The 24,612-nt window shown below is 32.6% G+C and carries 13 protein-coding genes; 6 read left to right on the plus strand and 7 right to left on the minus strand.

Features of this window, described 5'->3' with window-relative positions:
* Positions 1 to 8: 8 nt before the first annotated feature.
* From ACXGQT_RS06235 to ACXGQT_RS06265, 7 genes are all read right to left on the minus strand, one after another.
* Positions 9 to 3,293 (minus strand): SusC/RagA family TonB-linked outer membrane protein, encoded by a 3,285-nt coding sequence (locus ACXGQT_RS06235; protein WP_457830539.1) that lies wholly within the window; start codon positions 3,291 to 3,293, stop codon positions 9 to 11.
* A gap of 1 nt (position 3,294) precedes the next feature.
* Positions 3,295 to 5,598: a fasciclin domain-containing protein gene (locus ACXGQT_RS06240; RefSeq protein ID WP_457830540.1), complete on the minus strand. Its 2,304-nt coding sequence runs from the start codon at positions 5,596 to 5,598 to the stop codon at positions 3,295 to 3,297.
* Positions 5,599 to 6,106: 508 nt separating this feature from the next.
* Positions 6,107 to 6,433 (minus strand): L-rhamnose mutarotase, encoded by a 327-nt coding sequence (gene rhaM, locus ACXGQT_RS06245; RefSeq protein ID WP_457830541.1) that lies wholly within the window; start codon positions 6,431 to 6,433, stop codon positions 6,107 to 6,109.
* Between the two features lie 6 nt (positions 6,434 to 6,439).
* Complete coding sequence (locus ACXGQT_RS06250) at positions 6,440 to 7,435, minus strand: family 43 glycosylhydrolase (protein WP_457830542.1); 996 nt, start codon at positions 7,433 to 7,435, stop codon at positions 6,440 to 6,442.
* An 8-nt stretch (positions 7,436 to 7,443) separates the two neighbouring features.
* The gene (locus ACXGQT_RS06255) at positions 7,444 to 8,826 is read right to left on the minus strand and encodes a sulfatase family protein (RefSeq protein WP_457830543.1); all 1,383 of its coding nucleotides are present in this window, start codon (positions 8,824 to 8,826) and stop codon (positions 7,444 to 7,446) included.
* A 162-nt stretch (positions 8,827 to 8,988) separates the two neighbouring features.
* Positions 8,989 to 11,085 (minus strand): RagB/SusD family nutrient uptake outer membrane protein, encoded by a 2,097-nt coding sequence (locus tag ACXGQT_RS06260; RefSeq protein ID WP_457830544.1) that lies wholly within the window; start codon positions 11,083 to 11,085, stop codon positions 8,989 to 8,991.
* A gap of 22 nt (positions 11,086 to 11,107) precedes the next feature.
* On the minus strand, positions 11,108 to 14,269 hold the full coding sequence (locus tag ACXGQT_RS06265; protein ID WP_457830545.1) for a SusC/RagA family TonB-linked outer membrane protein: 3,162 nt from the start codon (positions 14,267 to 14,269) through the stop codon (positions 11,108 to 11,110).
* 423 nt (positions 14,270 to 14,692) lie between these two features.
* Here ACXGQT_RS06265 and ACXGQT_RS06270 point away from each other — a divergent pair, with 423 nt between their 5' ends.
* The 6 genes from ACXGQT_RS06270 to ACXGQT_RS06295 all read left to right on the plus strand — a co-directional run bounded on the left by ACXGQT_RS06270 (position 14,693) and on the right by ACXGQT_RS06295 (position 24,573).
* Positions 14,693 to 17,440 carry a glycosyl hydrolase gene (locus ACXGQT_RS06270; protein WP_457830546.1) on the plus strand — a complete coding sequence of 916 codons (2,748 nt, stop codon included), beginning with the start codon at positions 14,693 to 14,695 and terminating at the stop codon, positions 17,438 to 17,440.
* 26 nt (positions 17,441 to 17,466) lie between these two features.
* Positions 17,467 to 18,588: a glycoside hydrolase family 88/105 protein gene (locus ACXGQT_RS06275; protein WP_457830547.1), complete on the plus strand. Its 1,122-nt coding sequence runs from the start codon at positions 17,467 to 17,469 to the stop codon at positions 18,586 to 18,588.
* A gap of 82 nt (positions 18,589 to 18,670) precedes the next feature.
* Positions 18,671 to 20,035 (plus strand): glycoside hydrolase family 28 protein, encoded by a 1,365-nt coding sequence (locus ACXGQT_RS06280; protein ID WP_457830548.1) that lies wholly within the window; start codon positions 18,671 to 18,673, stop codon positions 20,033 to 20,035.
* A gap of 214 nt (positions 20,036 to 20,249) precedes the next feature.
* The gene (locus ACXGQT_RS06285) at positions 20,250 to 22,046 is read left to right on the plus strand and encodes a prolyl oligopeptidase family serine peptidase (protein ID WP_457830549.1); all 1,797 of its coding nucleotides are present in this window, start codon (positions 20,250 to 20,252) and stop codon (positions 22,044 to 22,046) included.
* Between the two features lie 194 nt (positions 22,047 to 22,240).
* Positions 22,241 to 23,320: a glutamate 5-kinase gene (proB, locus tag ACXGQT_RS06290; protein WP_457830550.1), complete on the plus strand. Its 1,080-nt coding sequence runs from the start codon at positions 22,241 to 22,243 to the stop codon at positions 23,318 to 23,320.
* A gap of 2 nt (positions 23,321 to 23,322) precedes the next feature.
* Positions 23,323 to 24,573, plus strand: coding sequence for a glutamate-5-semialdehyde dehydrogenase (locus ACXGQT_RS06295; RefSeq protein ID WP_457830551.1), 1,251 nt, complete (start codon positions 23,323 to 23,325; stop codon positions 24,571 to 24,573).
* Positions 24,574 to 24,612: the final 39 nt, after the last annotated feature.

Genomic DNA, 24,612 nt, shown 5'->3' on the forward strand with positions numbered 1-24,612 from the left:
TTTTTTAATTAAAATCTGGCAGATATTCCGACAGTAAATTTACGTGGTACCGGAGTTCTTGATTTATCTACTGCTATACCAAACATATCACCACCTTTCATTTGTGTATCAGGGTTTTGTCCGCTATACTTTGTAAATGTGTAAATATTATCTACAGTAAAAAACATTGATAAATCATCCATTTTTAACCCTTTAAGAACTTTTTTATCGAAGGTATATCTTAAACTAGCTGATCTAAATCTTAAAAAAGAAGCATCCTCAACATATCTATCAGAACCTAACCAATTAAACCCTCCTCTGTAAACTGCACGTGGCATGTCAGTTTCATCTCCTGGGTTTCTCCAACGAGACAATACAGCAGTGCTTTGGTTATCAAAACCATACATGTTTGTGGTATACATATCCGTTTCGTTAATTACATCATAATCTAAACGGTAAGTAAAAAATACCATTAGACTAAGATTTCTATTGTATTTTACTGTTGAACCAAAACCTCCTGTAAACATTGGGTTACTATTTCCTAAGTATACAACATCTTTACTATCTATATTCCCATCATTGTTTATATCTTCATACATAGCATCTCCAGGTTGAAAAGTATAATCTGTATTAGGGTAATTAAACCTCATATATACGTCTTGACCATTAGGTCCTGTAATTACATTTCCTTGTGCATCTCTAGCTTTGGTAGATTCTAAATCTTTATACACTCCTTTAAACTTATATCCGTAAAAAGATCCAAAAGGATTGTTTTCCTTTACATATCTTTTATAAGAACCATTTTGTTCTGCACTACCTGCTTCTGTTACCAAATATTCAGATAATTCACGAACTACGTTCTCGTTTCTTGCAATGTTAAAGTTAAAATCAACTTGCCATTTATCAGACTTGTAAGGAGTTGATTGTAAACCAATTTCAAAACCTCGATTATCCATAGTTCCGGTGTTTTTCATTCCTAAAGCACTATAACCAGATGATGATGGTATTGATAAATTAGGGAATAATAGATTTTCCGTACGGTTTTGATAAAATTCTACATCTAAAGAAAATCTGTAATCAAATAACCTAGTGTTAAAACCAATGTTCTTACCTGTTAATGTTTCCCACTGTAAATCATCCAATTGAACATTACCTGAATACACTCCATTTTCTCCTAAATAAGTACTCCCAAAGGTATTATATTGGTTTTGGTATATATAAGACCCATATTTATTATCCGGAGATCCTCCAGACTGCCCAATACTGGCACGTAAACTTAAATCATCTACAAACTTTAACCCTTTCATAAATGGTTCTCCAGAAATTCTCCATCTAGCAGATAAAGAAGGAAAAGTAGCAAATCTTTGCCCTGGCCCAAACTTAGAATCTCCATCCGTACGCACTCCTGCATTAAGTAAATATCTATCTAACAATCCATATTGAGCACTAAATACAGCAGCAACACTTCGGTGACTATTACTACCACTACCAATAACTCCTGTATTTGTTCTTGAAGGAATAGAAGGGTCTCTTAACAGTACTGATGCTGAATTAGAAGTAGTTGCTCTGTAACCTTCACCTTGGTATTGGTTTGTTTGGAATGAGGCAACAGCACTTAAAGTATGAATATCTGAATTCATTTTAGGTGTAAAAACAAAATTCGTTTTTGTTTGAATCCCTAAACCATCAGAACTTGATTCATCTACCAAGTTCACAATACTTTCTGTAAATGGTCTACCCGATGCATTTTGTGGTAAAAATCTTTTTCTCTTAATACTGTTAAAATCAAACTGTAAATCAAAGATTGTTTTTAACCAACCAGGAACAAGATCCGCATCTAATCTAAATTTAGGAATAATACGATTGTCTTCCTGAGTATTTTGAGCAAACTCTATCATTGCCAAAGGATTGTAAGTTCCTGGGTATGATCCTTGAATATTACTTTCAGGAGAAAATAAATTTGGGGTTAAGTTACCTTGTTCATCATACTCATAAATAGCCATGTTTGGCATTTTTTTCTGAGCAACACCTCTGATTAAATCACGATCTCTATCTCCATCTGTATAGTTTCTGTCATTTTTTGCAGTGGTGTAAGATAAATCTGCTCTAAACCTAATTCTATCAGAAACTGTATAATCTAAATTTAAACGACCATTTAAACGTGTATAATTAGTTCCTTTGGTTACCCCATTAGAATCATAAAAACCAACTGAAGCATAGTATTTAGCTTTATCTCCTCCACCATTCATGGTGATGTTATGGTCTTGTGTAAAAGCTGTTTGAGTAATAGCATCTACCCAATCTGTATTGTTTGAATAGTTTTTATACCAATATACTTCTTGTGGATCGTACTGAAATTCTTTTACTGTTAATGTATTTAACGGCACTCCACTACGGTTCATATACGCTTCTGGTATTAATTGAGAGTACTGATCACCATTTAACATAGGTATCTGTTCTGGTAAAGATTGTAATGTTCCTCTAAAAGAATATTGAAATCTTGGTTTACCAATAGCTCCCCTTTTGGTGTTAATAATTAAAACCCCACTCGCAGCACGTGCTCCCCACATAGCTGTTGCAGCAGCATCTTTTAAAATACTAATGGTTTCAATATCACTTGGTGCAATATTTAACATGGCTGCATATCCTTGTTGGTCTGCAGTACTAAAATTAAATCCTTCAGGGACTGAAGTTTCAAGTGGCATACCATCTACCACTATTAAAGGTTCTGAACTACCATTAATAGAAGAAGTACCTCTAATACGAATTTGCATTCCTGCACCAGGATCTCCAGAACTTGCTGTAATATCCATACCAGGAACACGTCCTTGTAATTGCTCAGCTATAGAGGCACCTTGTACATTCTCAACTTCTTTTGCATTAATAGTAACAACACTTGTGGTTAAATCGCGCTCAGCAATATTTAACAAACCACTCTCGGGTGTTTTTTTAGCTGTTAATACTACTTCATCTAAATCTTCTGTTTTAGAGACTAAAGAAACTATAATATTTTTATTCGCTGTAACATTTAATGTTTGAGTAGCATATCCAATTGTTGACACTACCAAACGGTTACTTGCCTTTTTAAAACGGATAGCAAAATTCCCATCAAAATCTGTAATTACAGCAGTAACAATACGACTGTCAGCATCCTGTTCTGTTACTGTTGCACCAAGTACAGGTTCATTGGTTTTTGAATCAATTACCGTACCTCTAACCAACATAGTACCTTGCTGCGCAAAGAGATTGTTTGATGTTATAGAGATTAAGATAAATGAAAAACAGTATAATAAGTTTTTTATATTATGTTTCATATTATTCAGTATATAAAAGATAGTTATCAACTAAGTGAATTAAAGTACGATTGGCAAGGTTATTACTTTGAGCAGGAATAAAACTAGCCAACCTGTTTCCATCATCTGTAAAGACCAAATCACCTGGAGTACCAGCTACTTTGTCTCCTGGAGTATTTGAAATATTTACATAAGTCTTTTCACCTAATTCAGTTTTCAATAAAGTTTCTGTCAATCCGTTAACCAATCCGTCATCCGAAGCTGTTCTGGTTGCTATGATATGGTATTTAAGAAAAGCAGCTATTTTCTCTTCTTCCAATACATCTGCAGCTGTGTAAGTAGGAACTCCAGTTGCAGAATCTCCAGGCAACACACCATCTCTTACTGCTTGTTCAATTGCTGCATTATTAGGAATTATAAACGTGTAAGAAGTCCCCAACTCTACCCCATCTATAGAACCAACAGTATTATCAAAAATTGAACTATTATTTAAGTAGTTATAAAAATATTCAAACTCTGATCCTGGTTGGGTTGCAAGTTCTTGTAAAACTGCCCCTGGGAAATTTTCAGCTGGTTCTAACAAATTATCTATATAATAAGTACGTCCATTAGACTGTTCTTCGTATCTAGGTAAACCTGTATCAGAATCTATCATTAAATTTACACGATTTCCTATCTCATCATTTCCAGCTGTCCATATCTGATTGTTTTCCCATTTGATATATTCACCAGCCAAATCTAAATCTCCACTTCTAATAATTCCTGAACCAGCTAGCACACTTAAGCTTAATTCATCATTTGGTGTTGGCACAATACTATTAAACAAAACTCTTAACAGTCTGTTTCTAGCCAAAGTTCCTCTAACCTCGTTCCCATTTCTATCTCTATACACCCATTCCGTACGATTGATATCGTAATCAAATCCTAAATTTCCTAAAACTCTATCTGAGGGCAAGAATAAAGTATAATTACTATAAATATTACTTATAATTTCTTTGTAACCAGAACCATCATTAAACAAACGAGTTGCCAATGTAAACTCAGGATCTAAATAAGCTGAAGTATATACACTGTAAAACAAGTTTGATTCTTGAATTTTGTTTGTACCGTAAAAGAAACCATTACTTAATATCTCTACATTCTTTTTTCCATTTACAATATCAATATCATTATTTAAATCTATACGAATATCTTCTTCTAAGGCATTACTATACCCACCTACTAAAGAAGGCCATACAGCATTTTGAACCATGTGTGCATTGAAAAAATCTTCATATATATATTTTGGCAATTGACTTAATGATGTGTAATTTTTTAGTAAAACATCATCTATAAAAGTTTGCAATACTGTATTGTTTGGAGCAAACAAAGTATATCCATCTGATTGAGCATCATTATCATCACTTTTTATATAATTCTCGTTGTTTGGAGAATATATCAAAGCAGGATCATATGATTTTAACAAAACTGGATCAGTTTTTCCTGTATAATTAAAATAAGATGTTGTAGCATCTTGATTTTCTGGATACTCTACAAGATGCTCTTCTAACATCTCTCTAAAGAGACTATAGTTAGGACTATCTTCTAATTTTTTATCTATACTAGGTAAAGGCAACAATACTTTATTTGACTCATGAATAATTCCATTCTCTGCCACAATATCAGCCTTTACAACCTCTGCATCTAAAACATTAAAACCTGTATAATTTGCATCTGGATAAAAATAGTTATAATCAGTAGCTCCAAGTCCATTAGCCATCATAAACTCATCCATAAAATAAGTAATATGTTTATTATTGTTATCACCATCTACATAAGGAATACTCCCCTCTGCATTGTTTCTATTTGACTGGATTACTACACTATTCTTTCCATCTACAAGCTTATCCTCCTCATAACCTACATAATAAGCCGTTCTTCGTTTAAAAGCCATGTCTTCCATCCAGCCTGCAGGAGATTGATAGTCAGACATTCTTTCTGTACGAAATGCGTTATAAATTAGTGCGTATTTAACTATTTGACTAGCCATTTCTGAATCTATCTCAGAAACACCAGATATTCCTTGTTCTTGAAAAAACTCAGCAAAAGCGGCATCATTAGGAGCGATCATTGTCCAATATCCTGACTTCCCCAATATATCTTTATACCCTGCTTTTTCTATTAAAGTTGTTAAATTGGTAAAATTACCTCGAGAAACCAATTGTTGATATATTGGATCTTCAAGACTATCTGGTCTTGCATAATATTCATTAACCTCATCTTTACTACAGCTAGTAAAAAGAATTAAAGGCAAGAAAAGCAAATAGTAGCGTATCTTTTTCTTCATTATTTGTTATTTAGATTAGTTAGTTGTTTTAATTAAATTCTTAGCAGATAAGACTGTTTATCTTCTCCTTTTTCTGATTTAAGCAATCAAAAAAACATTAGAATTGAGAAAATCAAACGGTCGCCAATTTTGTACCCCATGAGTGTGTATAGTTTTAGTTAGTTATTAGAAAATAGTTTAGTGTTAAAAAACGGCCTTTTTAAAAAAGTGTCTGTTTTACACCAAAAATAATAAATCTAGCCCCTTCTTTCCGTCCTGCACTATCCTGTTATTTTTGGTTTAATGATATAAACCTACATCTTTTTTTATGATTTCATCAATACAAACACCATACACATCAAAAAATGATAAGTTTTTACTCAATATGATAAACTTTTACCTTTCAGTAAACCACCAGAGATAAGCTTAAGCCCAAAAAACAATCCCCTAACGTTATTCTTAACACTAGGGGATTATTTTATCAATACTAAAAACAAAGAACAGAATTAGTACATTATTCTTAAAAAAATCAATTCATATGAAAAACTTCCTTTAATGGTTTCTCTATAGGTGAATTATCAGGATGTGTCTCCATAATATCTGCCATATATGCCCACCATTTTTTTACAATAGGATGACTTGGTAACAAATCAGCATTAAAATCTTTACTTACCTTTTGAACAGCAAAAAGAATTAATGTTTCTTCATCTAAAAAAATACTGTAATCCTGTATTCCTGTTTTTGACAATAACGTTTCTAACTCTGGCCATATTTCATCATGACGTTTTTTATACTCCTCTTCATATCCTGCTTTTAATTTCATTTTAAAAGCATTTCTAACAAAATTATTTTTCATTCTTTATTATTGTGGTTTTAAATTTATAATTACAGGTAAATCTCTATTACATTCAATTCTTCCATTTACATATTTTAACTCAGCTACCTGTATAGATGTTCTCCTGGTTTCTGTATTATCTTTTCCTTTATTTGATGGAATTCTTCCCGGATGAGTGAAATAAAAAACATACGCTTTATCTTCATTTACAACAACATCAGGATGCCCTCCTATTACTTTATCATCCGTTCCTGTTCCTGGTATTTGTAATATATTTTTTTCTTGTCTTTTCCAGTTTTCAAAATCACTCGAAGAATACACTCCCAAACCTCTCCAAGCATCATTCATCATCCAATTTGTACCCTTCCAAGCAAATACTACAGGCCCCTCACCTCTATCTTTTACTACTTTTTTCCCACTATCTACCCAATTGTATAAATCTTTACTATCAGCATAATATATAGATTTCCCATCATTTTCATTATTATAATACATCCTCCATGTTCCATCTGGCAACTGAAAAACATCTGCATCTATACATCTTTCTGAAGCCAATGATAATTTTGATTCAAATTTCCAATCCATCGCATTTTTACTAGTTAAGTGAACAATATATCTAGGGTGATACCAATCTTTAAAGATTCCTGGAACAATGGTTAAATACATATGATAAATACCTTTATATTTAATTACATCGGGAGCCCAATAAGTAACATCTTTTAATTGGTAACCTATATTGCAAGTATCTTTATATATCCAATTTGCTCCATTTTTAGAAACAGCCACACCAATTTTAGTACCATGTACCCAATCTATTCCTTTTATACTTTCATCATTAGCCCTTCTATTTGTGTAAAACATCAGCCATTGTTGTTCTTCATCACTCCATATAATAGTTGGATCTGCCGCTCCATTATACACAGGATCTCTGTACAATGGCTTATCCGCTACCTTATTAACCTCTTGAGCATTGACCGATAATGAAAACATCATTAATAAAAAAATAATTACTTTATACTTCATCTTAAACTCTATTTTAAATCAACATTAACTGTTTTATCATCTTTTACAAACTGAGCTTCTAACAAAGTTTTTAACTCATTTACAACAACAGGTTTGTTATCAATTAAATTATTTTTTTCTTCAGGATCTAAATCAATATTATATAATTGATACTCTGGCGGAGACAAATCTTTATGTCTTGTTCTAACAATTTTATAGGGTTGATGAATTAAACTTTCTTGCTTATGTCCTCTTACGTAAATATCATGATTTGTTTTAATATTAGCATCTGTTATTGATGGCCAAACATTGACTCCTTCAACGTCTTTTGGAATCTCTTTATTGATTAATGACAAAATGGTTGGCATTATATCACTTACAGATATATAATTATCGTTCTCACCATTTTTTAAATAACCTTTCCAATACAAAATAGCTGGTACTCTAATAGCACCTTCATAATTAGATGTTTTCCAGTCTTTTAAAGGATCATTACTACCCAAAACATCATTTGCTTTAAATTTTCCATGGTATTGATATGTTGGAAACCAATCCTGCATAGCACCATTATCACTCATAAAAATCACCAAAGTATTTTTTTCTAAATGTTGCTCTTTTAATGTACTTAAAACCTGACCTATGCTATAATCTAAATGGGACATGGCTGCTGCAAAATCTCTACGTGATTCATTTTTTATACTTTTCTTATAAGGCTCTTTCCATTTATCTTCTTCTTGCAATGGAAAATGTGGAGCACTATAAGCCAACTGAACATAAAAATTCTTAGTCACATCTCTTTTTTTAGTTACCCAACTAACAAACTCTTTAGTGATCAAATCAGTGGTATGTCCATTTTCTTCAATCATTTCACCATTTCTATACCAGCTAGCATCTCCGTTTTTATACCTATGAGTATATTGATCTATTTGACCATGAAGAAAACCATAAGAATAATCAAACCCAAAAGCATTAGGACCGTTAGATATATCTAACCCTAAATGCCATTTACCAAATAAAGCATTTTGGTAATTGGCCCTTTTTAACGCTTGTGGTAAAGTAACAATAGAATCTGGCAAAGTTTTATTGCTTTTTCCACTAATAGGAGCTACAATACCAATCCTGCTGGATGGCATTCCTGTTAACAAAGAAACTCTTGTAGGAGAACATGTAGGATTTACATAAAATCGATTTAACTTTACTCCTTTTTTAGACAAATTGTCAATATTAGGCGTATTGATTTCGGAACCATTGTAACCAACATCATTCCAACCTGCATCATCAGCAATAATCACCAAGACATTTAACCCTTTTGGTTTTGCCTCAACCTCTTTGTCTTTTGATTTTTGTTTACAAGCAACAAGAAACATCCCTATAAAACAAAAAACAAACACTTGTACTACATTTCTTATCATCTTATTTACCAATATATTCATTATTTTCTTTGTGATTAAAATAGCTATTTTAAAACTATTTCATTTACACAAAATCACCATCCTGCTCCTTACTGTTTAACACAAAAAAACACTATGATTAAATATCATAGTGTTTTTTTGTGTTATTAATAAATTATTTTATTAATTCGTATATCCTGGATTTTGCCATGCTGCTTTTTGAGCATCAGACAAATTAGAACCATCATCATTCAACAACCCATCAATAAACGACTGTGGAATAGGGCGTAATTCATGCTTATTAGCCGTAATCCCTGTTGCTTCAGTATTAAAGGCTTGCGTTCTAGCAACCAATGTACCTGTTCTAGATAAAGTCTCCCATCTTTGCCATTCCCCTAACAACTCACGCGTACGCTCGTTTAAAATAAAATGTAAAGCTCTTTCATAGTCACTAGAGGCTCCAACTGCAGACAACACTGTTTCATCTTCTGCAGGTAAATTCCCTGGAAAAGTAGTTAATTCCAAATCAGATGCATCTGTAGTCACAGGTTGACTAGGATTAGATAAATAATAAGTATTCATATTTAAGTTAGAATACTCATAATTATCAGCTGCTGAACCTGTATTTAAAGGATTATTTTCAAAAGCCAAAGAACCATCACTATAATACGATCTATTTTCTCCATCTTTAAACTCTGCTCGCCTACGAATAGTATTAATATCATCCATTGCAGATGCATAATTTCCTTGACGAACATAACACTCTGCTCTTACTAAATAAGTTTCCGCCAATCTAGCCATAGTTACATCTCTATGAGCATCTCCTTTTTCTGCTGTTCTAGACCCATCATCTGTTTTATTAATTCCCGCAAAGAAATTACAAACAGCTTGATTTCCAAAAGTTGGAGCTACATATTGTCCACCTTGATAAAGCACTAACGAATTAGGCACATACTGACCTACAGTACTAGTTAAAGAACCTGAAGTTGGAGTTTGTCTAGAATTTACATCCCATTCAGCCAAACGACCAGCATCATCAGTCCAATCAGGATTTTGAACATTAGCTCCAAAAGTATACCCGTCATATGTATTATCATTTTTAGTATTTAAGATCATAACAATACCTGGGTCTCCTTTTTCTACTCCTGCAGCTGCATCTACAATATTATTAGCTCCATAAACCGTTTTAAAGGTTTTCCACATACGGGCATCATTCACGTGATCAAAAACACCATAACTATATTCTGTTGGACGACAACGTTGAAAATCCATTCCACCGATCCAAACACCACGTCTTACCCAACCTCCTGAAAAGCTAGAAAACTGAGGGTTAAAATAATTATAGGTCCTATTACCAAAACGACCTTTAGTAGAGTCATCTAAATTATAACCTGCAGCCATTAATATTTCATCTGACTGCTCGATAGGACAATCAACTCCTGTCCAATTAGCATACAAATCACTATAATTATTCTCTAAACCACGAGCCCCTATAGCGTAATTACAAACTTCAATAGCCTCAGTTAAATCACTATCTACATAAGAACTATTCCAATCAGAATTACGTTCAGAAGAACGAAACAACAAAGCTTTTGCCAAGAAATGAGCAGCGGTTGCTTTGGTCCAAGTAATACCTTTACCATAGGTAAAAACTTCACCTTCAAATAAATTATAGGCATTTCTAAAATCCGAAGTTACCAACTCCCAACATTCTTCCTCTGTTGATCTTTCAAAATTACGCACAAGCCCTTCTACAGGTTCTGTTTGTAACACTACACCTCCATACTGAGCTGTTAACCTATAATAATTATAACCTCTCAAGAAATAAGCATGTGCCAAACAGCGATTTCTTACTGTTTCATCCTCTATAATATTAGCATTAGCTATAATTCTATTTGCAGAAGCAATACCATAATACAATTGATCCCACAATGCAGCAGGTGAAGTTGCATTACCATTTGCAGCCCCAGTAGCTGGACTTGCTCCTATTGGACCAAATCGATTATCGTAGGTATTCCACATTTCATTAGTTAAATCATTCGCATTGGTAAACTCATCAGTACCGTACAAGGTAGTACCATATGCCCATTCATATCCAAAATGCCAACGAATATTTCCATACAAAGAAACCGTTAAATCTTCTAAACCTTCAGCTGTCTCAAAATACTCTGTTGAATATCTATTAGTTTGTTCTTCGTCTAAAAAATCTGGACTACAAGAGCCAAGAGATAGCCCTATAGTAGCCACAAGACCAAAACCTATATTTTTTATATTATTCATTTTCTTACTTTTTAACAATTAATTAAAATCCTACTTGAAGCCCCATTACAAAACTACGATTGAAAATCGTTGAGTTTGTATCAAAATCATACCAATCAACAGATTGATATAAACTACCTGGATTTAAAGCTTGTCCGTAAACCTTTAAATTAGACACACCTATATCAGAACATATGTTCTTTGGGAAATTATACCCTAATGAAATATTACGCACTTTCACAAAAGCTGCCTTTCTAAATCCTAACAAACCAGAAAAATCATCTTGAGATCCTGAAGTTGCTTGACCTAAAATAGGTTTTTGGAATTCTGCGTTTGGATTATCTGGTGTCCAATAATTTGTTTCCATTTGGTTAGAATGTCCTGTAAGAGCCTGTCCTCCAATATCAGCCGTGTATCCAAAACGAGAGATAATATTCATTCCTAAATCAAAGTTTTTATAACTAAAGGTATTATTCCATCCTAAAGTCCAATTTGGATTTTCATTACCAATCACTACACGATCATTTTGTGTCATTTCGTAGTCACCATCTTGATCTTTTGGACGAACATTACCAGGTGAAAAATCATACCCATTTGCATTCCACAAAGCCATTTCTGCCTGATCTTCTGGAGTATCTTGCCAAAGTCCTTCATTTTCAAAACCATAATGAACATTAATAGATTCACCAATAAACCATGAGTTATCTACCATATCGTTTTTTCCATAAGCCAATTCATCTATTTGATCTTTTTGCCAAGCTACATTAATATTTGAATCCCAATAAAATCCTGATTTTGTTGCAATAGGTGTTACATTTAAGGTTAATTCAACTCCTTTATTACTAGTTTTACCTACGTTTGCTAATGTTCTTGGATATCCTGTCAAAGTTGGTATAATTACCTCCATCAATAAGTCATTTGTATGTGTTCTATAAAACTCAAGCGTTCCACTTACTTTATTTTCAAACACTCCAAACTCAAGTCCCAAATTATACTGAGTTGTTTTTTCCCAGCCTAAACTTTTATTAGCTAATAAAACTTGATCTCTAGAATAATAAGGTTCATTGGTTGTATAACCTTGTACATTACTCATGTCATTAAACGGCAGAAAAATACTTTGAATAGCCCCTAATGTTTTATAGGGATCTACTGCTGCATTTCCTGTAACACCTACCCCAAAACGTAATTTTAAATTATCAACCCAGTCAACTTTCTGAAAAAAGTCTTCTTGATCTATACGCCATCCCAATCCTAAGGCAGGAAAGAAGTCCCACTTATTTCCATCAGCCAACTGAGAAGCTCCATCCCAACGACCTGTCAATGTAACCATATAACGGCTTTTATAACCATAGTTTAAACGAGCCATATATGAACTTAATTGGCGTTTAGTAATACCTGATCCTATAGATACATTATTACTAGATTCTGAGATATCCACAGAGCCCATGTTGTCCCAACCAAATGATCTTTTAGGAATATTATTTGCACTCATTGAAGAATCTTCAATATTCCATGAAGAAGCTGTTTGAAGTAATGTTACTCCTACTTTATGAACATTTTGAAAAATTTTATCATAGTTAATCATATTATCCAATGTCCATGAAAAATCTCTACGGTTTCTCAAACGAGCAAAATTAGTTCCTGTACTCCCATCGGAATTAACTCTATGAGAAGAGGTACCATCAATATAAACACCTTCTCTCCAATGACGAAAATCTGGTCCAAAATTAGTTTTATATGTCAAACCATCTAAAGGTTCCCAAATCTTCCCTAAATCAAAAGTTGAAGAAAAACTACCTAAAGCTCTTAAACTTTGTGATTGTTGAGTACTTTTATCCCACTCATTCATAATAGTGTATATAGTAGACTCTCCTCCTGGGTTTATAACTAAGTTCCCATTAGCATCATAAGGAACTGCCATGTTATATATAGACTTAGCTGTTCCATATATAGCATTTGGTACAGAACCACTACGACCTCCTAAAGTTGACATTCCATAATCTTGCTCACTCCATGATACATTCATCGAAGCATCCAAAGTAAACCACTCAACAGGTTTTATATTAGAAGTTAATTTTGTAGTATAACGCTTATACCACTGTCCTTTTTGCGTACCTTCATTATCTAAGTAACCAAAAGATCCATACGTTCTCATTTTCTCAGTACCTCCACTAGCACTAATTACATGTTCACGAGTAACACCTGTTTTGGTTACATAATCGGTCCAATCTGTATTAGTAACCTTTGAGGCATCATATGAAGTTTTACCACTATTCCATCCTTGTAACACATTATCTCTAGAGGTTTGTCCATCTAAAGCACTATCAAAAATCAATTCATCATTCGCATATGTTGGTGAATCTGGATGTGCAAAAGTATTAGGATCTGAATTATAAGCCGCCCAACGTCTAAGTTCAATAAAATCAGCCGCACTCATAGATGGAGATCTATCTACTATATTAGCAGTTGTTAAAGTTCCTGTGTAATTTAACTTAAACTGCCCTACCTTACCTTTTTTTGTAGTAACTATAATTACCCCATTAGCTCCTCTAGAACCGTAAATAGCTGTAGAAGATGCATCTTTCAATATATCGATTGACTCAATATCTCGCGGGTTAAGTGTCTCAATCGCTGATGCTGATAACAAAGGAATTCCATCAACAACATATAGAGGAGAATTACTTCCTGACAAAGAACGATTACCACGAATACGAACACTTCCTAAAGTACCAGGTCTTTCACTAGTGGTAATATCAACCCCCGCAGCTTTACCTTGCATTGCTTCAAAAGCATTACTAACAGGCTGAGTCATTAACTCTTCAGAAGAAACACTTGCAATAGCCCCAGTTACATCAGATTTTTTTTGAGTACCATAACCCACTACCACTACAGCATCTAATTCTGTACTATCTGATTCAAGAGTTAAATTGTAAGTATTTCCACTACCTACAACAATCTCTTTTGTTTTATACCCTAAATAAGAAAACTCTAAAGTTTGACCTTCACTAACAGAAATACTGTAGTTTCCATCAAAATCTGTAGCGGTTCCTTTATTAGTACCTTTAATAACAACATTTACTCCTATCATAGGAATACTCGAGGAATCATTAATTGTCCCCGTAACAACTTTTTGCTGAGCATAAATTGACACATTTGTAAAAACAAGCACCAAAAAACACCAAAACAAAGATTTTTTGTTTTTCATATTAATAAATATTTAATAATTGGTTCTTTCAAAATTATCTACTATTACAAACAAGTGTGTCCTGTACATCCCTGCACACACCCAGTGTTAAAAAAACACTTATAAACAATAAAGCCTTATGCTTTAAGGAGATATCAATTAATTAAAAACTTAAAAAAAAATTAAATCAATTATTAATTTAATAATAAAACCAACAAAAAACTATTAAGAGCTGAAAAATATAATTAAACAGTAATGAATCGCTATCGAAATTAAATCTATTAAGCGATGATAACAAAACACTATAACTCCAATCAATACAGGAAAGAACAGGACACATTATAAAACCAAGTTTAATAGTTTTATAATCTCATTATCGGTATGTGTTTTTTGAACTATTATTAAAAAAACCATACCTTTTATCTAAATTTCTATAAACACATAATGAAAATAAAACTCAGTTATATTCCTGTACTTTTTTTGATATTAAATACAGTAGGTTGTTCAACTCAAAAGAAAGAAACAAATAACCATAATTTAAATAAAAAAGCTTGGCCAGAACAAACTAACACAACAAAACCATGGACACGCTGGTGGTGGATGGGTAGCGCTGTTGACAAAGAAAATATAAAACAGAATCTAATAGATTTACATAATGTAGGAATTGGTGGTGTTGAAATTGCTCCTATATACGGAGTAAAAGGAGAAGAAGATAATTTTATTGATTATTTATCTCCTAAATGGATGAGCATGTTAGATTACACTGTTAAAACTGCTGATAGCTTAGGAATGCAAGTAGATTTAACCTTAGGAACAGGTTGGCCATACGGGGGACCTCAAGTAACTCCAGAGTTTGCAGCAACTAAATTAGTAACCGAAAAGTACGAAGTTAAAAAAGGGAGCGTTTTATCAGAACAAATTGTTGTAAAAAACGAAATAGATAAAAAGAACGCTACTTTACAGTACGTTTTAGCATATGGCAAAAATGGTGGATATCTAAATTTAACCGATAAAGTAAACAACAACATACTAAATTGGAAAGCAGAAAATGATGATTATGATGTTTACGCTATTTTTGAGGGTAAAACAGGACAAAAAGTAAAAAGAGCTGCTCCAGGAGGTAGTGGTTTTACCCTTGATCATTATTCTACCGAAGCTTTAAAAGTTTACACCAAACCTTTTGATGATGCTTTGATTGGTTTTGATGGAAAAATAAGATCTATCTTTAATGATAGTTATGAAGTTTATGGTACGGATTTTACTCCAGATTTTTTTAATGCTTTTCAAAAATACAGAGGGTACGACTTAAAACCATACATACCTTTATTGTTAGATAAAAAAGATACTGAGGAAGGAAATAGAATTAAAAGTGATTATAGAGAAACTATTTCTGATTTATTAAATAATTTTGACAATTACTGGACTGCTTGGGGAAACAATAAAGGTTTTAAATCTAAACTACAAGCACATGGTTCTCCAGGAAACATTATTGATTTATATGCTTCTGCTGACATTCCTGAATGTGAAACTTTTGGATCTATGCCTTATGACATACCAGGACTACGTAGAGAACAAGAAGATATTAGAGAGGGAGATGCAGATCCTGTAATGTTAAAATTTTCCTCATCTGCAGCTCATATTTCAGGTAAACCTTTAACCTCTTCAGAAACTTTTACTTGGTTAAGAGATCACTTTAAAGTTGCGTTGTCTCAATGCAAGCCAGAAGTAGAAGATTTACTATTAAATGGTATCAATCATGTATTTTTACATGGAACAACATACTCGCCAAAACGTGCTGCATGGCCAGGTTGGAAATTTTATGCATCTGTTAACTTCAATCCCAATTTAACTATTGGAGAAGATGAGTCTCAATTGTTTTCATACATTGCTAACTGCCAATCTTTTTTACAATCTGGAACTCCTGATAACGAAAACTTACTATACTGGCCTATTTACGATACATGGGGTAAAAACTTAGATGGAACTTTATTTTTTGAATTTAAGATTCACTCTTTAAAAAAGTGGTTACACGGTACTTCTTTTTATGATACTACAAGAAAATTAATGGATAAAGGTTACGGAATGGATTTTATTTCTGATAACTTTATCAAACAAGCAACCTTTGAAAACGGAATGATTCATCTACCTGGAGGAAACTACAAAACCTTAATTATTCCTACTTGTACAAACATGCCTTTGGCTACGTTAGAAAAGTTAATCAATTTAAAAAAACAAGGAGCTAAAATTATTTTTGAAGGACTACCAAAGTCTGTTCCAGGATTTAAAAATTACGAAAAAGAAAATAATAAATTAAAAACATTGTTAGCTAAAAATGAATCATTAATAAGTGTTTCAAACAATATTTTTACTGATTTAAGCGAAGCTAATGTTTTACCAGAAGAATTGGTTAAAACTGGATTAAAATTTATTAAAAGAGATGATAATGGAAATAAAATTTACTATTTAGTAAACCATACTGCTAAAATAGTAGATCAATTTATTCCTATAAATATAGATGCTCCAGAAGTTGTTATTTTTAACCCAAACACTTCAGACTACGGAAAAGCAGAAATAAAAAAGACAGAAAATAAAACTTTAGTTAAAATTCAAATAAAACCAGGAGCTTCATTATTCCTTAGAACAGGAAAAACATCAACTATAAAGCCTTGGAAATATTTTAACATATCAGAAACATCATACAATGTTAAAGGTAATTGGGAAATCTCCTTCTTAAGAGGAGGACCTAGTATACCAAAAAATGAAACTATTTCTGAATTAACTTCTTGGACAAATTTAAGCAAAGAAGCCGAAGCTTTTTCTGGAACAGCTAAATATCAAATAACCATTCAAAACCCTGATAAAAAAGTTCAAAATTGGTTATTAAAATTAGGAGATGTTAGAGAAAGTGCTAAAATTTGGGTAAACGGTAACTTCGTTGGTGCTTTATGGTCTAATCCTTTTGAAATGAATATTGGATCTCTAAAAAAAGGAAAAAACATTTTAACCATAGAAGTAACTAATTTATCTGCTAACAGAATTAGAGCCAAAGAAATGAGAGGTGAAGAGTGGAAAAATTTCTACGAAATTAACATGGTAGACAAAGATTATAAGAAATTTGATGCAACCAAATGGAACCCAATGCCATCAGGTTTGTTAGGCCCTATTACCTTAACTCCATTAACAAAAAATTAAAAAAACAAACATTAATAATATATCACATGAAAAAACACATCTTACTTGTATGTATTTCTGTACTAAGTCTTCAAGCTACTTTTAGTCAAATTTCTGATAAAAAGAAGATTTTAGAAAAAATGCAACTTGCCAATGAATATTTTATGAATAAATGGCAAGATGTAGGAAAAACCATTATCACCAATAAAGAACGCCCAAGTAATATTTGGACTCGTGGAGTTTACTACGAAGGTCTAATGGCTTTGTACGAAATTTATCCAAAAGAAGAATATTATCAATATGCCTACGACTGGGCTGAATTCCATAACTGGGGATTTAGAAACGGAAACGCTAACAGAAATGCTGATGATTATTGTGCTGCTCAAACCTATATTGATTTGTACAACTTAGAGCCTGATGCTAAAAAATTAAAAAACACTAAGTCGTGTATAAACATGTTATTAAATACTCCTCAATTAGATGATTGGTCTTGGATAGATGCCATTCAAATGGGGATGCCAGTATTTGCAAAATTAGGTGTTTTAGAAAACGACAATCGTTACTATGATAAAATGTACGATATGTATATGTATTCTAGAGACAAACATGGAGATAACGGACTTTACAATCCTAAAGATGGGTTGTGGTGGAGAGATGCTGATTTTGATCCCCCTTACACTGAACCAAATGGTGAAGATTCTTACTGGAGTCGTGGTAATGGATGGGTAATAGCTGCTTTGGCTAAAGTCTTAACTATAATTCCTGAAGATGCTCCACATAGAGAACAGTATATTATGGATTTAAAATCTATGGCACAAGCCCTAGTTCCTATACAAAGAAAAGATGGTTTTTGGAACGTTAGTTTACACGATCCTAAACACTATGGAGGTAAAGAATTATCTGGAACTGCATTATTTGTTTATGGAATGGCCTATGGTGTAAATAATGGAATTTTAGATAAAGAAACTTATTTACCTGTGATTGAAAAAGCATGGAATGCCATGATTAAAGACGGAGTTCATAAAAATGGATTTTTAGGATACTTACAATCTACCGGAAAAGAGCCTAAAGACGGACAGCCTTTATCTTATGATAAAATTCCTGATTTTGAAGATTACGGTCTAGGATGTTTCCTTTTAGCTGGTGCCGAAGTATACAGAATTAAGTAATAATATAAAGTAAGACATCAAAAACAACTATCAAAAAAAACGATAGTTGTTTTTTTATCTACCTCAATCAATAAAAATCACCATGAAAAAAGTTATTTTTCTATTATCTATTACAGCAACATTGTTATATGCATGTAACAACAAAAAAGCTACAATTGCTTTTGATGAAATAAAAGTGGCTGCTCCCTTTGAAATGCCAACTATAAAAATTCCAAACTTTAGCAATTGCGAACAATTTTCTATTATAGACTTTGGGGCAGTTAAAGGAGATAAAGACAAAACTGCATTAGCTATTGAAAAAGCCATTTCTGAAGCGAATAAAATAGGTGGAGGAACAGTTATTATTCCAGAAGGAGAATGGATTACAAAAAAATTGCATTTTAAAAGCAATGTAAACCTACACTTAAACAAAGGTGCTGTATTACTTTTTTCGGGAGAACCAAAAGATTATTTACCTGCTGTACATACCACTTGGGAAGGAATGGAGTGCTACAACTACTCTCCTTTAATTTATGCATATGAGTGTAAAAACATTGCTATTACAGGAGAAGGAAAATTAAAAGCTGAAATGAGTACCTGGAAAAAATGGTTTGCTAGACCAACAGATCATATGAATAGCTTAAAGCATTTATACAATTTATGTGCTAAAAACAGTTTGGTTGAGGACAGACAAATGGTAAATGACACCGCTAATTTAAGACCTCAATTTATTCAATTCAACAGATCTGAAAATATTTTATTAGAAGGTGTTAGTATTGTAAACAGTCCTTTTTGGACCATCCATCCTTATTTATCAAAATATGTAGTCATCAGAAACATCAACGTTTACGCTCATGGGCACAACAATGATGGTGTAGATCCTGAAATGTCTCAAAACATGCTTATTGAAGATTGTGTTTTTGATCAAGGTGATGATGCCATTGCAGTAAAATCTGGTCGTAATCAAGATGCGTGGCGTTTAAACACACCAACCAAGAACTTAGTTCTTAGAAATTTATTGGTTAAAAATGGTCATCAATTATTGGCAGTTGGTAGTGAACTTTCTGGTGGAATTGAAAACGTTTATATGGACAATTGTGAAGTTGTTGATGGAGCTAAATTAGGTCATTTGGTATTTATTAAAACCAATGAACGCAGAGGTGGTTATGTTAAGAATATTCACGTTACCAACATTAAAAGTGGAAAAATTAATCTAGGTGTTTTGGGTATTGAAACAGATGTATTATATCAATGGAGAGATTTGGTACCAACATACGAAAGAAAATTAACCCCTATTAGTGATATTTATTTAGAAAACTTTAGTTCTAAAAATGTAAAATTCATCTCTAAAGTACTAGGACAAGCTGATGAACCTGTTAAAAACATCAGCTTAAAAAACATTAAATGTGAAGAAGTTACGGGTGAAAAACACATTCATGAGAACTTAATTGGCTTTCATGAAAAATAACCTTTTATAAGCTAACTAAAAATCGCTAAGGTTTGATCTTCATTCAAATTTTAGCGATTTTTTATATTACATCAATCACAACAAAAAATAAGCGTTGATCCTATTTCAATTTGTATATTAGCGTATCATTGTAAAAGTGTATATTCAACACCACTATTTTTTTAATCATTATTAAATACGGAACCTTACCTTTATGAAAAAAACTTTAAAAAAAATGAATAAATTTTTTCTTTTTGGTGCAATGCTCTCTTTAACTTGTACACACAACTCTTTTGCACAAAGCGAGCAAATTCCTTTATGGGATAAAATTCCTGGGGCTAAAAAAGACAAAGACTACAAAGAAGAACCTAGATTAGACAAAAACGGAAACCGAACAGGAATTAGAAAAGTAACAACCCCAACTATTACTCCATATTTAGTTGATAGTGGTTCAGATGAAAATACTGCTGTTATTATTTGTCCTGGAGGAGGCTATTCAGTTTTATCTTTTGACAAAGAAGGAATAGACATAGCCAAATACTTTAATTCTATTGGTATTTCTGCTTTTGTGTTAAAATATCGTCTTCCATCGGATGTAATTATGAAAAACAAAACCATTGGTCCTTTACAAGATGCTCAACAAGCACTTAGAATAGTTAGACGAAATGCCAAAGAATGGAATATCAATCCAAGTAAAATTGGAATTATGGGATTCTCTGCAGGTGGACATTTAGCATCTACTCTTTCCACTCATTATAATAATGATGTATACAAATCAGAAAAAACAAGTGCAAGACCTGATTTTTCTATCTTAATTTATCCTGTAATTTCTATGCAGGATGGCATTACACATAATGGATCAAAGGTAAATCTTTTAGGAAAAAATGCATCAACTGATTTAATTGAACAATATTCAAACGAAAAACAAATTGATGCAAACACTCCTCCTACATTTTTAATTCACGCTACTGATGACCATGCAGTACCTGTAGAAAATAGCATCAACTATTATTTAAAGTTAAAAGAAAACAAAGTCCGTACAGAAATGCATATTTATGAAAATGGAGGTCACGGATTTGGTTTAGGAAAAAAAGGAACGAGCTTAGATTGGTCTAAAGCCCTTACAAGTTGGTTAACAGTAAATAATTTAACACCTGAAAAACCAGTATACATGTTCTCTTATTTTAAAGGAAATGGAGAAGATGGCCTACACTTTGCTTATAGCCATGATGGATATACTTTTACAGCTTTAAAAAACGATACTTCCTTTTTAACTCCTAAAGTAGGAAAAGATAAGCTAATGAGAGATCCTTGTATTATTAAAGGAGGAGACGGATTATACCATATGGTTTGGACTGTTAGCTGGACAGACAAAGGAATAGGTTATGCCAATTCCAAAGATTTAATTCATTGGTCAGAGCAACAATTTATTCCCGTAATGGAACATGAAAAAGGAGCGCGAAATACTTGGGCTCCTGAAATTACTTATAACCAAGAAACTAAAGAGTATATGATTTATTGGGCTACCACCATAAAAGGAGCCTTTCCAGAAACACAAACTTCAGAAGATGCAGGATACAACCACAGAATGTATTATACAACTACCAAAGATTTTAAAGAATTTAGCAAAACAACATTGTTATACGATCCAGGTTTTAATGTTATAGACTCTTCTATTCAAAAAGATGGAGATCAATTTGTAATGTTTTTAAAAGACGAAACTAAAAAACCTGTCCGTAAAAACCTTAAAATAGCTTATAGTAATAAACTTACAGGCCCCTACACCAAAGCTAGTGAACCAATTACTGGTAAATATTGGGCTGAAGGTCCTACTGCAATTAAAATAAATGGAGAATGGATTATTTATTTTGATAAATACACCGATCATAAATACGGAGCAGTAAGTTCAAAAAATCTAAAAGACTGGACCGATATTTCTGATAGAATAACATTCCCTAAAGGAACAAGACATGGTACTATTTTTAAAATTTCACAAAAAGAATTTAAAAAACTACAAGAACAAATAAAATAAACACATGATTTATTTTATCTAATCCATCCCCCTTAAACGTGAGTTAAAGGGGGATATTTTTTATAACACTAATTAATAACAATCATTTACCAAATGAGCACCAATGCGTATTGATAGCGCTTGTACATTCTTTAAAAAATAACGACTTTTGCATTACCATATTTGTTTTTTCATTATTAGAAGCAATAATCACCATGAATGTTATATCTAAGAAGATTTTAATTAAAATAGGTTCCAATGTTCTTACACTTTCATCAGGTGCTCCTAATAAAGAACGTATCAAACATATTGTGGAACAAGTTGCTAATTTAAAAAAGCTAGGACATCAAATTATTTTGGTATCCTCAGGAGCTGTTGCAGCAGGTAGGTCTCAAGTTCATTTACCATCATCGTTAGATGCGGTAAGTAAAAGACAAGTATTGGCTTCAGTAGGTCAAATTTCTTTAATGAATTTATACAATAGCTTTTTTAACAACCATCAATTGGTTTGTTCTCAGGTATTAATTACAAAAGAATCTTTTAGTACTAGAGAACATTATTTAAACATGACCAATTGCATTGAAGCATTATTAAAATGTAACATCACTCCTATCATTAACGAAAATGATGTGGTTTCTGTTACTGAATTAATGTTTACTGATAACGATGAGTTATCAGGATTGGTTGCAAGTATGGTACAAGCTGATGAATTACTGATTTTAAGTAATGTTGATGGAATTTTTACAGACCATCCTACAAAACCTAATGCAAAACTAATTAGAGATTTTGACAATGAAGAAATCAACTTAGAAGATGCTATTAGCGAAGAAAAATCAGAATTTGGACGTGGGGGAATGTTAACCAAAGCCAACACCGCTATTAAAATTGCTGCTTTGGGTGTAAATGTATCTATAGGAAATGGTACAGTCCCCAATATTACTGCTCAGCTCTTAAACAGAGAAACTGGAACGTTTTTTAAAGCTCGTCACGATAAAAACAAATCGGCAGTAAAAAAATGGATCACCAATTCAGGTACTTTTTCTAAAGGAAAAATAACCATTAACAAAGGAGCGCATGAGGCTCTTTTAAGTAATCAAGCCAACAGCTTATTACCTATTGGGATTGAAAAAATTGAAGGTGATTTTAAAAAAGGTGACATCATTACCATTATTAATAGCGAGGGTAATGAAGTAGGTTATGGAAAGGCATCTTATGGTGCAGAGAAAGCCCATGTGTTTCAAAAAAGACACAACCAGCCTGCGTTAGTGCACTATAATTACTTAACAATAAAGTAAGAATGGAATTTAAATTAGAACAAACATTTCAAAATGCAAGAAACGCAAGTAGAGCATTAATTGAAATCTCAACTGAAGAAATTAACAACATATTGGTAGAAATTGCAGACAAAGCAATTGCCAATACAAATGCTATTTTAGAAGCGAATCAAAAAGATTTAGATCGCATGGATAAAAACGATCCAAAATACGATCGTTTGTTATTAAATGCAGATAGAATTGCAGGTATTGCTGGAGATATTAAAAACGTTGCCAAATTAGACAGTCCAGTAGGAAAAGTAATGGAAAACAAAATTTTAGATAATGGTTTAGACATTTCTAAAGTTAGAGTGCCTATTGGTGTTATTGGTGTTATTTATGAAGCTCGCCCTAATGTATCTTTTGATGTATTTTCTTTGTGTTTTAAAACAAAGAATGCTTCTATATTAAAAGGTGGTAGCGATGCAGAATTTTCTAACATTGCTATTGTAAATATTATTAAAGATGTTTTAAAAAAACACAATGTTAATACAGATGTTGTAACTCTTTTACCAGCAGATAGAAGTGCAACTACAGAAATGTTAAACGCTGTAGATTATGTAGATATTATTATTCCTAGAGGTAGCCAAGGATTGATTAACTATGTTCGTGAAAACGCAAAAGTCCCAGTAATTGAAACAGGGGCTGGTATTGTGCACATTTATTTTGACAAAGATGGAGATGTAACAAAAGGTACCTCTATTATTGCCAATGCAAAAACCAGAAGAGTTAGTGTTTGTAATGCATTAGACTGTTTGTTAATTCACGAATCTCAATTAAGTAACTTAAATAAGTTATCTACAGAGCTAGCTAGCAAAGGAACTTTGGTATATGCTGATGAGAAATCTTATAAAGAATTAACAGATTACCCTAAAGATTTATTAAACAAAGCTGAAGAAACTCACTTTGGAACTGAATTTTTAGCCAATACCATGTCCATAAAAACGGTTGCTAGTATGGATGAAGCTTTAAATCACATTGCAAAATACAGCTCTAAACACAGTGAAGCTATTATTTCTGAAAATGCAGAAACCATTGCTAAATATTTAAATGTGGTCGATGCTGCTGCTGTTTATGCCAATGCATCTACCGCTTATACAGATGGTGCACAATTTGGTTTGGGAGCAGAAATAGGAATTAGTACACAAAAATTACACGCTAGAGGACCTATGGCCTTAGACGAAATTACCTCTTACAAGTGGGTAATTAAAGGAAACGGACAAACTAGATCTTAGTACTTCTAAAAAAATATAATTTTTTATACAAGCATAAAA

This window comes from Wenyingzhuangia sp. IMCC45467 (assembly GCF_054111205.1).